Annotated in this window: 9 protein-coding genes and 4 tRNA genes; 4 read left to right on the top strand and 9 right to left on the bottom strand. The window is 69.4% G+C overall.

Features of this window, described 5'->3' with window-relative positions; all coding sequences use genetic code 11:
- Positions 1–232: 232 nt before the first annotated feature.
- Positions 233–1,336 (bottom strand): Glu/Leu/Phe/Val dehydrogenase dimerization domain-containing protein, encoded by a 1,104-nt coding sequence (locus G3I78_RS40695; RefSeq protein WP_164434364.1) that lies wholly within the window; start codon positions 1,334–1,336, stop codon positions 233–235.
- Positions 1,337–1,558: 222 nt separating this feature from the next.
- Between G3I78_RS40695 and G3I78_RS40700 the strand changes: the two genes are divergently transcribed.
- Together G3I78_RS40700 and bldC are read left to right on the top strand one after the other, a co-directional pair.
- Complete coding sequence (locus G3I78_RS40700; RefSeq protein WP_164434366.1) at positions 1,559–2,401, top strand: hypothetical protein; 843 nt, start codon at positions 1,559–1,561, stop codon at positions 2,399–2,401.
- A 456-nt stretch (positions 2,402–2,857) separates the two neighbouring features.
- Positions 2,858–3,064 (top strand): developmental transcriptional regulator BldC, encoded by a 207-nt coding sequence (gene bldC / locus G3I78_RS40705; protein ID WP_003949541.1) that lies wholly within the window; start codon positions 2,858–2,860, stop codon positions 3,062–3,064.
- Between the two features lie 413 nt (positions 3,065–3,477).
- Here bldC and G3I78_RS40710 read toward each other — a convergent pair whose 3' ends face one another.
- The 8 genes from G3I78_RS40710 to G3I78_RS40745 all read right to left on the bottom strand — a co-directional run bounded on the left by G3I78_RS40710 (position 3,478) and on the right by G3I78_RS40745 (position 10,468).
- A complete protein-coding gene (locus G3I78_RS40710) occupies positions 3,478–3,669 on the bottom strand; it encodes a DUF6274 family protein (protein WP_164434368.1) in 192 nt (63 codons plus the stop codon).
- A gap of 309 nt (positions 3,670–3,978) precedes the next feature.
- Positions 3,979–4,053: transfer RNA gene (locus G3I78_RS40715), tRNA-Asp, on the bottom strand.
- Positions 4,054–4,146: 93 nt separating this feature from the next.
- Positions 4,147–8,106 (bottom strand): ATP-dependent RNA helicase HrpA, encoded by a 3,960-nt coding sequence (hrpA, locus tag G3I78_RS40720; RefSeq protein WP_164434370.1) that lies wholly within the window; start codon positions 8,104–8,106, stop codon positions 4,147–4,149.
- Between the two features lie 85 nt (positions 8,107–8,191).
- Entirely contained in the window at positions 8,192–8,476 is a 285-nt protein-coding gene (locus G3I78_RS40725; RefSeq protein ID WP_164434371.1) for a hypothetical protein, read from the bottom strand.
- Positions 8,477–8,542: 66 nt separating this feature from the next.
- Positions 8,543–8,616, bottom strand: a tRNA-Phe gene (locus G3I78_RS40730).
- Between the two features lie 23 nt (positions 8,617–8,639).
- Positions 8,640–8,714 (bottom strand) — tRNA-Asp (locus tag G3I78_RS40735).
- Positions 8,715–8,752: 38 nt separating this feature from the next.
- Positions 8,753–8,825, bottom strand: a tRNA-Glu gene (locus G3I78_RS40740).
- Positions 8,826–8,905: 80 nt separating this feature from the next.
- Complete coding sequence (locus tag G3I78_RS40745; protein ID WP_164434373.1) at positions 8,906–10,468, bottom strand: metallophosphoesterase; 1,563 nt, start codon at positions 10,466–10,468, stop codon at positions 8,906–8,908.
- Between the two features lie 85 nt (positions 10,469–10,553).
- On the opposite strand from G3I78_RS40745, the gene G3I78_RS40750 reads away from it, so the two are divergent.
- Positions 10,554–10,904: a metallopeptidase family protein gene (locus G3I78_RS40750; RefSeq protein WP_164434375.1), complete on the top strand. Its 351-nt coding sequence runs from the start codon at positions 10,554–10,556 to the stop codon at positions 10,902–10,904.
- Between the two features lie 79 nt (positions 10,905–10,983).
- The gene (locus G3I78_RS40755) at positions 10,984–11,499 is read left to right on the top strand and encodes a hypothetical protein (RefSeq protein ID WP_164434377.1); all 516 of its coding nucleotides are present in this window, start codon (positions 10,984–10,986) and stop codon (positions 11,497–11,499) included.
- The last annotated feature ends 167 nt before the right edge of the window (positions 11,500–11,666 follow it).

The following is an 11,666-nucleotide window of genomic DNA, read 5'->3' on the forward strand; positions in this document are numbered from 1 at the left end:
GCGTTCATGATCTGGAACGGGCTCTCCGCAGAGAGACCGGTCCGTAGGGCTTCCACGGTACCTGAGCCCGCGCCCATACGGTACGTCGCCCGCAGGACGTGCCCGGCCCCAGAACCGGCGAGGAGCCCCGTCCTCGCTGGTCAACCGCGATTTTAACCACTTCTTCGCGGCCGACCCGCCGACGAACGTGAGAGTTCTCTCCAAGTGTGCGCCGACGGGTACCGGTCAAACCTCAGCGAGCCCGTCCCGCGGCCGCCTCGTGCATCCGCTGCTCGGCGATCCGGTCGGCCGCGGCGGCCGGCGGAATCCCGTCTTCCTTCGCACGTGCGAAGATCGCGAGCGTGGTGTCGTAGATCTTCGCCGCCTTCGCCCTGCACCGCTCGAAGTCGAACCCGTGCAGTTCGTCGGCGACCTGGATGACCCCGCCGGCGTTCACGACGTAGTCCGGCGCGTAGAGGATGCCGCGGTCGGCGATGTCCTTCTCGACGCCCGGGTGCGCGAGCTGGTTGTTGGCGGCGCCGCAGACGATCCGCGCGGTCAGCACGGGCACGGAGTCGTCGTTCAGGGCCCCGCCGAGCGCGCAGGGGGCGTAGATGTCCAGGCCCTCGGTGCGGATCAGCGCCTCGGTGTCGGCGACGGCGGTCAGCTGCCCCGGATACGTGTCGAGCATCCGTCGTACGGCCTCCTCGCGCACGTCCGTGATCACGACCTCGGCGCCCTCGCCCCGCAGGTGCTCCACCAGGTGGTGCCCGACCTTGCCGACACCGGCGACGCCGACCTTGCGGCCGCGCAGCGAGGGGTCGCCCCACAGGTGCGCCGCGCTGGCCCGCATGCCCTGGTAGACGCCGAAGGCGGTGAGGACGGAGGAGTCGCCGGCGCCGCCGTTCTCCGGTGAGCGGCCGGTCGTCCAGCGGCACTCACGTGCGACGACGTCCATGTCGGCGACATAGGTGCCGACATCGCACGCGGTGACGTAGCGCCCGCCGAGCGAGGCGACGAAACGGCCGTAGGCGAGGAGCAGTTCCTCGCTCTTGTCGCGCTCGGGGTCCCCGATGATCACGGCCTTGCCACCGCCGTGGTCGAGCCCGGCCATGGCGTTCTTGTACGACATCCCGCGCGCGAGGTTCAGCGCGTCGGCGACGGCCTCCTGCTCGCTCGCGTACGGGTAGAAGCGCGTCCCGCCGAGCGCGGGGCCCAGCGCGGTGGAGTGGAGGGCGATGACGGCCTTGAGGCCGCTCCTGCGGTCCTGGCAGAGCACGACCTGCTCGTGGCCGCCCTGGTCCGAGTGGAACAGGGTGTGCAGCACATCGGCAGCGGCGCCGGTTACGTCGGTCACTGTGGTGACTCCTGGGTAAGTTTCGGCGATCGGTGCAGGCGTCCCGTACGGGTGGCGGGGCCTGTGAGCACGAGATTAGGGCTTGTGGCGCCCCGAGACCGTGCAGTGCTCAGGATCACCTTCCCGTGGTCTGCGGGCGTGCGACGATTTGCATAGTTTTCCCGCGCGTTTGTGTGCGGGTTTCGCAGGTTTTCCCGGCAGGCGGCGGGGGAGAGAGCAGGCGTGCCCAAGGTGTCCTCGGTGATCGTCCCGTACGCGACCTATCTGCGTGTGTACGAACCACTGGCCGCCTTCCCCGAGCCCGAACGCGGCCACTGGGCGCGTTACGCCCGCCGCCCGGACCGTCCGTCGTACCAGGACGAACTGCGCCGCTCCCTGGCCGACTTGCTGCCCACCCCGCCGATCCCGGTGCCGGTGCACGAGAGCAGCGACGCCTTCGTGCTCGACGTGGACGGCGTGGTCTGCGTGTGCCCCTGGCGCACCCGGCTGCGCGGCTGGCAGGCCCTGGAGGAACTCGGGGAGGACCTGCCGGCCCCGGTCCTGGACGCGGTGCTGCCCGAGGTCGTACGCCTCCAGGCCGCCCAGGACTACGAGCGCTGGCTGGCCCGCAACCCGGACGCCCGGCCCTGGATCCGGACCGCGACCTGGCAGGTGCCGCTGAACTGGTTCGTGCTGGTCGGCGACGAGGAGCGACGCTTCGACAAGGGCTCGGGCGAGATCCCGCCGATGCTGCGCTACCGCACGCCGATGGTGCAGGCCCGGCGGCGGGTGGCGCGGGCGCTGAGGACCCTCAAGGACGCCATCGACCAGGGGCCGCTCATCGACGGCCTGATCGACGTGGGGCGCTGGCTGGAGGAGTTCCACCCGCGCTCGCTGGTCGAGCTGGACTACGGCGGCCTGGTGCATGTGCTGCCGCCGGGCGAGCTGGAGGACGACCACTCGGCCGCGGACGTGGCCGAGGGCATCGAGGCGCTCAGGCACGGCGACGGGGCCGCTGCGGGGGAGGCGTACGGGCGGCTCGTGGAGCGCTGGCGGGGCGTCAGGGACCGGCGCTCGGCGAACTGACGTTTGACGTGCCGTCCGTTTTGGGGTTTCGTCCTCGGTCAAGGTGTCACGAGGTTTCGCTGATGTCCCACCAACAAGGGACAAGCGTGACGGACCGCACGTACCCGGCTCTTGCATCTCTTCCCCCTCCTCATGCCAAAATAGGACAAGGGGCCCGGGGGAGGTTCCGCTTTGGGGGGTCTGGTGACTCCTGATCGCTCTGTGACTGATCGTCACAGTGGCGTGACTGTCCGCTATGGCATGGTCCATCGGCTTCCGTCGCCGATGAACGTCTGGGGGGCAATTCCATCGGTTTGGCCGACGCGGCTGGACAGATGGTGTAGTTGTAGTGCCGAGGACAAGCCGTTCGTCCTATAACCGACTCGACTCGCGTCCGCCATTTCGGGCAACGCGGGTCAAGGTGCAGAATTTAGAGGAAAGAACCGAGAACGATCGGTTCTCCCGAGGAGGCCGCTCATGACCGCTCGCACCCCTGATGCCGAGCCGCTGCTGACCCCGGCTGAGGTCGCCACCATGTTCCGTGTGGACCCGAAGACGGTCACGCGGTGGGCGAAGGCCGGCAAGCTCACGTCCATCCGCACGCTCGGCGGGCACCGCCGTTACCGCGAGGCCGAGGTCCGCGCTCTGCTCGCGGGTATCCCGCAGCAGCGCAGCGAGGCCTGAACAACTGAATAACCGGACAAACCGGCCCGCCCCCCAGCTGGCCGCGGCGTCCGAACACTGGCTACAAGCGACGCGGGTCCTGCCCCAACAGGGCCCATTCTCAACCTCGTCGTCGATCGCGCTGGACTCCGCCGAGTCCAGCGCGATCTTTTTTGTGCGCGGATCGTGGACGGACGGCGGTCCTGTGAGCGGGCTTGTCGGAGTCTGGGGAGGGGTGTCGGATCTCCTGTGAGGCGGCCCCTGACGGGGTCCTGACCGACCGCTGACACAGGTGTGATCAGTAGTGCAATTGCACATATTAAATTGACCAGTTGTAGGGGAGTGGTAAGTTCCACGGTTTCAAAAACTCATGCGGTGACTCCCGTCACACGCCAGAGTCCTTGTTGCCCCTACCTCCCGTGCGCTAAGGGGAGTTACGCCGGGGAGGCGCTCTCGTCCTCCACGGCCTCGTCCGGCACCGCGGCGGCCCGCGGGGCGGAGTCCATCGCCAGCCGCAGCAGGCGGTGGCAGATCGGGCAGTGCCGGGTCAGATGCCGATACGACGACGCGGCCGACAGATGCGCGCGGAGCAGCGCCCGCGTCTCGTGCCTGACCGATGCCGCCATACGCCACCTCCAGGGCTCCACGGGGAACGGGGCCCTGGTTTCTGGGTACCGGGGGTTGGAGACGCCGTCAAGATGGCGTGGGCGCCGCCAAGCCACGGGCCAGGCTTCCACGCACACGAAGAAGGCCCGCTTCCCTTACCGGGATGCGGGCCTGACTTCCTCACTGCGGTCCTGACGGGATTTGCTGTGCCCGATTGCGGCTGCGCCGCGGGCGCGGCCTCCACCTTGACAGGGCGGCGAGCGGTGCATGTGGCGGTGCATGAAGAAGGCCCGCGTCCCTAGCCGGGATGCGGGCCTGACTTCTTACTGCGGTCCTGACGGGATTTGAACCCGCGGCCTCCACCTTGACAGGGTGGCGAGCACTCCAAACTGCTCCACAGGACCAGGTTTCGCAGTGCGATTGCTGCGTTGCGCTGCGAGAAGGACTGTACAGGAGCAGGCGGGTCCTGGTCGAACTCACCCTGTGTGCGGGTGCCGTTACGGTGCGAGGGTGTCGATCGTCTTCACGATCCGCTTGTCGGAGACCGGGTAGGCCGTGCCGAGCGCGTGGGCGAAATAGCTGACCCTCAGCTCCTCGATCATCCAGCGGACGTCCCGGACCTGCTGCGGCACGGGCCGGCCCTGCGGGAGCTGCTCCAGGAGCCAGGCGTACTCGTCCTGCATCTCGTGGACCTTCTCCATACGGGTCGTGTCCCGCTGGACGTTCGTCGCCATCTGCTGGAGACGCCGGTCCGCCGCGACCAGGTAGCGCATCAGGTCCGGGAGACGGCGCAACCCCGTCGCCGTCACGAAGCCCGGCTTCACCAGCGCGTCCAGCTGCGCCCGTACGTCCGCCAGGTTCGCCAGCAGCGCCGGGCTCCGTACGGCCTTCAGGCGCCGTTCACAGGCCTGCCAGGCGGCGAGTACCTGCTGCACCTGCCCGACCGTACGGACCGTGGTGTCGACGATCTCCGAGCGCACCTTCTCGTAGAGCTTGCGGTACGACTCCTCGTCCCACGCCGGCCCTCCGAAGTCCCCGATCAGCTTGTCCGCCGCCGCGGTCGCGCAGTCGTCGAACAGGGCCTGGATGGAGCCGTGCGGATTCGCCGACAGCGCGAGCTTCTGCGGGTTCGTCAGCTTCTCGGACGCGAACTTCGCCGGATTCACCGGGATGTTGCGCACGATCAGCCGCCGCGTGCCCTTCCACATCGCCTCGGCCTGCTCGGCCTCGGTGTCGAAGAGGCGGACGGAGACGGTGTCGCCGTCGTCCACCAGCGCCGGGTACGCCTTCACCGGCTGACCGGCCCGCCGCGTCTCGAAGACCCGGGTCAGGGAGCCGATCGTCCAGTCCGTCAGCCCCTTGCGCTCCAGGGACTCGCCGCCCTCGCGGGAAGCGGTCGCCGCGGCTGCCTGGGAGAGCGCCTGGCGTGCCTTCGGCCTGAGTTGGAGCCGCAGTGCCTCCAGGTCCTTGTCCTCCGCCAGCTTCCGGCGCCGCTCGTCGACGATCCGGAAGGTGATGCGCAGGTGCTCCGGAATCCGCGACTGGTCGAAGTCGTCGGCCTCGAAGGGCACTCCGACCATGCGCTTCAACTCGCGGGCCATCGTGACCGTCAGGGGTTCCTGGAGCGGGACGGCCGTATCGAGGAACCGCTTCGCAAAGTTCGGCGCCGGCACGTAGTTGCGGCGGATCGGCTTGGGGAGCGAGCGGATCAGCTCCGTCACCAACTCCTCGCGCAGGCCCGGGATCTGCCAGTCGAAGCCCTCGTCCTTCACCTGGTTCAGGACGTGGAGCGGGACGTGGACCGTCACACCGTCCGCGTCCGCACCCGGCTCGAACTGGTACGTCACCCGGAACTTGAGCGGTCCCTGCCGCCAGGAGTCGGGATAGTCGTCCTTGGTGACCGCCTCCGCCGACTCCCGGATGAGCATCTCGCGCTCGAAGTCCAGGAACTCCGGCTGCTCGTGCCGCTTCCGCTTCCACCATGAGTCGAAGTGGGCGCCGGAGACGACGTGTTCGGGCACCCGCTGGTCGTAGAAGTCGAAGAGGGTGTCGTCGTCGACCACGATGTCCCGGCGCCGGGCGCGGTGTTCGAGTTCCTCGACCTCGCTCAGCAGCTTGCGGTTGTCGGCGAAGAACTTGTGGTGGGTGCGCCAGTCACCCTCGACGAGGGCGTTGCGGATGAAAAGCTCGCGGCTCGACTCCGGGTCGATCCGGCCGTAGTTCACCTTCCGCTGGGCGACGATCGGAACGCCGTACAGCGTGACCTTCTCGTACGCCATCACCGCGGCCTGGTCCTTCTCCCAGTGCGGTTCGGAGTACGTCCGCTTCAGCAGGTGTTCCGCGAGCGGCTCGACCCACTCGGGCTCGATCTTGGCGTTGACCCGGGCCCAGAGGCGCGAAGTCTCCACCAGCTCCGCCGACATGACGAACCGCGGCTGCTTCTTGAAGAGCGCCGAGCCCGGGAAGATCGCGAACTTGGCGCTGCGGGCGCCCAGATACTCGTTCTTGTTGCCGTCCTTCACGTCCTTCATCCCGATGTGGGAGAGCAGGCCGGCGAGGAGGGAGACATGGACGGACTGGTCGGCCGCGTCCTCTTCGTTCAGATGGATGCCCATCTGCTTGGCGACGGTCCTCAACTGCGTGTAGATGTCCTGCCATTCGCGGATGCGCAGGAAGTTCAGGTACTCCTGCTTGCACATCCGGCGGAAGGACGACGAGCCGCGCTCCTTCTGCTGCTCGCGGACGTACCGCCACAGGTTGAGGTAGGCGAGGAAGTCGCTGGTCTCGTCCTTGAAGCGGGCGTGCTGCTGGTCGGCCTGGGTCTGCTTGTCGGCCGGGCGCTCGCGCGGGTCCTGGATGGAGAGCGCGGCGGCTATCACCATGACCTCGCGGACACAGCCGTTCTTGTCGGCCTCCAGGACCATGCGCGCGAGGCGCGGGTCGACCGGCAGCTGGGCGAGCTTGCGGCCGGTCTGCGTGAGCCGCTTGCGTACGTCCTTCTCGGCCGGGTCCAACGCGCCCAGTTCCTGGAGGAGTTGGACGCCGTCGCGGATGTTGCGGTGGTCCGGCGGGTCGATGAACGGGAACTTCTCGATGTCCCCGAGGCCGGCCGCGGTCATCTGGAGGATGACGGAGGCGAGGTTCGTCCGCAGGATCTCCGCGTCCGTGAACTCCGGGCGGGCCTCGAAGTCCTCCTCGCTGTACAGCCGGATGCAGATGCCGTCCGAGGTACGGCCGCAGCGGCCCTTGCGCTGGTTGGCGCTGGCCTGCGAGACCGCCTCGATGGGCAGCCGCTGGACCTTGGTGCGGTGGCTGTAGCGGGAGATGCGGGCGAAGCCGGGGTCGATGACGTACTTGATGCCCGGGACGGTGAGGGAGGTCTCGGCGACGTTGGTCGCCAGAACGATCCTGCGCCCGGTGTGTTGCTGGAAGACGCGGTGCTGCTCGGCGTGCGAGAGGCGGGCGTAGAGGGGGAGGACCTCGGTGAAGCGGTACGCCTTCTTCGTGAGCGCGTCCGCGGTGTCCCGGATCTCCCGCTCACCGGAGAGGAAGACCAGGATGTCGCCCTTGCCCTCGCCCTGGAGCTCCTCCACGGCATCGCAGATCGCGGTGATCTGGTCGCGGTCGGAGTCGTCTGAGTCCTCCTCCAGCAGCGGGCGGTACCGCACCTCCACCGGATACGTACGGCCGCTGACCTCGACGATCGGGGCGTCCCCGAAATGCCGGGAGAAGCGCTCCGGGTCGATGGTCGCGGAGGTGATGACGACCTTGAGGTCGGGACGCTTCGGCAGCAGCTGCGCCAGGTACCCCAGCAGGAAGTCGATGTTGAGGGACCGCTCGTGGGCCTCGTCGATGATGATCGTGTCGTAGGCGCGCAGCTCGCGGTCGGTCTGGATCTCGGCGAGCAGGATGCCGTCCGTCATCAGCTTCACGAAGGTGCCGTCCTGGTTCACCTGGTCGGTGAACCGCACCTTCCAGCCGACGGCTTCGCCGAGCGGGGTGTCCAGCTCCTCGGCGACCCGCTCGGCGACCGTGCGGGCGGCGATCCGGCGGGGCTGGGTGTGCCCGATCATGCCGCGCACGCCCCGGCCCAGCTCCAGGCAGATCTTCGGGATCTGGGTGGTCTTGCCGGAGCCGGTCTCACCGGCCACGATCACGACCTGGTGATCGCGGATGGCGGCCGCGATCTCGTCCTTCTTCTGGCTGACCGGCAGCTGCTCGGGATACGACACGGAGGGCACGCGCGCGCGTCGCGCGCTCATGCGCTCCTCGCCCTTGCCGACCTCCGCCTCGATCTCGGCCAGCACGGCGGTCCGCGCCTCCGGCTTGCGGATCCGGCGCGCGCCTTCGAGCCTGCGCCCGAGCCGTTGCGCGTCACGCAGGGTCAGCTCGGTCAGGCGGGCGGCGAGATCCGCGAAGGCGGGGGTGCCGGGGGCGGGGGCAGGGTGCGTAGACATACGCGATCCAGGATCTCATCCCCGGGAAATTCGTGGCGAACGGTTTTGCCGCCGGCGGTGCGGTCGCCGGCGGTGCGGCCGTGGGTCAGGGGGTCCGCTGGGCGGGCGGCGAGGCCGGTGCGGGCTCGCGCGTCTCGCGCAGGGCGATGGACTTCGCGGTGTTGGAGACGGCCTTGATGCCGAGATAGGCGGTGGTCATGCTGCTGACCGCGGTGAAGGCGGCGGTGAGGACTCCGACGATCACCGCCTTGTCGCCGTCGAGCCGCCAGACCCCGATGACCGCGACCCCGGCGATCGCGAGATTGCTGGCCAGTACCGCGAACAGCCCGTACCGCGCGCGGGCCAGCTCCAGACCGTCGTCCTGCTTCATCGTCCCCACCCTGGTCCCTGGAACACATACAACAAGACCCCGATCCGGAGATCGGGGTCTGTGCTGTGGCTGGGGCCGGGGTCGAACCGGCGACCTACCGCTTTTCAGGCGGTCGCTCGTACCAACTGAGCTACCCAGCCGAGAGGTTCCGAAGAAACCTCAGCGGTCCTGACGGGATTTGAACCCGCGGCCTCCACCTTGACAGGGTGGCGAGCACTCCAAACTGCTCCACAGGACCAAGCTTTGTGTGCGAACAGTGTCGCACACGGTGTTGCGTGCCCCCAACGGGATTCGAACCCGTGCTACCGCCTTGAAAGGGCGGCGTCCTAGGCCGCTAGACGATGAGGGCTATCGGCCCGCCTGGGCGCTTCTCAGCGCGTCGGGGACGTGAGAAGCATATGGGATGCCGGGAGGTATCGCCAAAACGGTTTAAGGGCTGCCCGCGGGTGACGGGTTCGGGGTGGGGGTCGCCCCCGGCAGGTTGTCCTCCGGGAGGTGGCGGCTGACCTCCGCCGTCGTGAGACCGAGGCCGCCGAGCTTGATCTCGTCCCAGGCCTGGAGGCGGCGGGTGTCGCGGTCCATGTAGAGGATCGATGCCTCGATGGGGTCGGGGTACTTGCCCTCGACGGCGCGCAGTCCGCTGCCGCCGGTCGAGCCCTCCACCCGCAGCCGGGTGCCCTTCTTCATGACCTCCATCTCCTGGTGGTGGAGGTGGCCCGACAGGATCATCGGCACCTCGCCGTCGACCTCGCGGGCGGCCGAGGGTTCGTGTGCGATCGCGAGGTCGACCGGGGTTCCGGCGGCCTTCTGCTCCCGCAGGGCCGCGGCCAGACGGGCGCCCGCCGCCTCCTGGGACTGGTCTGCGCCCGGGTTCGTGGAGCGGTCGGGGGTGAACTGGGGATCGCCCATGCCGGCGAAGCGCAGCCCGGCGATCGTCTCCGCCTCGCCGTTGTCGAGGACGTGGACCCGCTTGAGGCCCTCCATGTACCGCTGGGTGGTGAGCGAGTCGTGGTTGCCGCGCACCCAGACATAGGGCGCCCCGAGGTCCGGGATCGGGTCGAGGAAGCCGTTCTCCGCCGCCGTACCGTGATCCATGGTGTCGCCGGAGTCGACGATCACGTTGACCTCGTACTGCTCCACCAGCGAGGCGATGATCTTCCAGCTCGCCGGGTTCAGATGGATGTCGGAGACGTGCAGGACCCGGATGGTGGTGGGGTCCGGCTGGTAGGCGGGGAGCGTGGACGTGACGTCGTAGAGCTTCGTCACGTTCGTCACCAGGCGGGCCAGCTCCTTCTGGTAGACGTCGAATTCGGTGACGATGCTGCGGGCGTTGCCGACCAGGGACGGGGCCGAGGAGAGCAGGCCGGAGAACTTCGGTTCGAGGACGGACTCCGGGTTCCAGGTGGCGTACGCCGTGCCGCCCGAGGCCGCCAGGAGGGTCAGGGCGAGGCCGCCGGCGGCGAGGGCGCGGCGGGGGCGGCGGTAGACCGCGAGACCGAGGGCCGTGGCGCCGGACACCACGGCGACGCAGGAGCGCACGGCCAGGTCGAGGGTGCCGTGCTCGACGTCGGAGGCGACCTCCTCCTGGAGGCCGGACAGCCGCTCCGGGTGGTCGACGAGGGCCTGGGCGCGCTCCGGGTCCAGCTGGTCGACGTTGACGTCGAGGCGGACCGGGGCCTGGTGGCTGTCCAGCTGGAGCGCGCCGAGCGGGGACACGTTGATCTTCGTGCCGCCGGACAGGGACGGGCGCAGCGTCATCGTCGTGTTCATGGGGCCGACCGGGACCCGGACGTTGCCGACGATCAGCAGACCGAGCCAGGCGCCCAGCAGCACCACGGCGACCAGGCCGAGGGCCCGGGCCCACGGGTGCGGCGGGCTGACGAGCTGCGCCGACGGGTGCGAACGGCGCCGGGCGTAGTGCCGGGTCAGGGCGTGCGGAGGCTTCTGTACGGCGGTCAGGATCTTCCGGGCTGCGGCGGGGACGCGGGCCATTGGTCCCGTATGCCCAAGTGCGCGCGCGGATATGCGGGCGCGCTCCTGACTCTCGTACGACGGGGTCGTACCGGAGAATGGGGTTGTGCTGGAGATGACGCGCGAGGAGTTCGAGGAACTGGTGTCCGAGGCGCTGGACCGGATTCCGCCGGAGTTGACGCGGCTGATGGACAACGTCGCGGTGTTCGTCGAGGACGAACCGCCGGCGGACGATCCCGAGCTGCTCGGGCTGTACGAGGGGACTCCGCTGACCGACCGGGGCGAGTGGTACGCCGGGGTGCTGCCGGACCGGATCACGATCTACCGGGGGCCGACCCTCAGGATGTGCGCGACGCGGGACGAGGTCGTCGCGGAGACCGAGGTGACGGTGGTGCACGAGATCGCCCATCACTTCGGGATCGACGACGCGCGGCTGCACGCACTCGGGTACGGATAGCCGGGGCGCGTGTCCTCTTGTGGGCGGCGGGAGTTGGGCAGGTTGACTCTTTGACGACCGCCCTCGGAGGTGGCTGCTCGTGCGCCCCTTGTACGTACCCGTCCGTCTGGCCGCCACGGTCATGGCCGTCGCCGCCGCCGCGGGTTGCATGAGCGTGGGCGGGGACGACGGAGGCGGGGGCGCGAAGCCGTCGCACTCCGCCGGTGAGCGGGGCGGAGCCGCGCCGGACGGCGGGGCCGCGGCCCCGGGCGCTGCCGCCGGATTCGGCGGGGCGGGCCCGGACGGCAAGCACGGGAAGCCGGGCAAGGGGAAGGACGGGGACGAGTCGGCCTCGCCTTCCGCGTCCGCCTCGGCAGGGGCGTCGGCCTCGGCCGGGGCCAAGCCGGGCAAGTCCGTGAAGCCGGTGCCCTCGGCGACGAAGACCGACCCGGCGCCCACCCGTACGCCCGATCCGGAGCCGCCCGCGCCGAGCGAGCCGCCCGCCTCGCCCACCCCCTCCCCGCCGCCCGCCGAGCCGTCCTCGTCGGCGCCGCCGGAGCCGGGGACGCAGCTGGGGCAGCGGGAGCCGGCGCCCACCGCCGGGTCGCCGGTGTGACGGTGGAAGCGCCCGAGTGACCTCGGCTACATCAGCGGGGATCGGTTTGCCTTCGGGGGCGACGGGTGCGTATGGTTATAGATCGTTTGATCATTTGCCCGGCGCCAAAGCAGAAGAGCGCCGTGTGGCGCGTTCTCTCCCTTGCCGTGGCTGACCGCATAGAGGCG

This window comes from Streptomyces sp. SID13726, assembly GCF_010548375.1.
Lineage (GTDB): Bacteria > Actinomycetota > Actinomycetes > Streptomycetales > Streptomycetaceae > Streptomyces.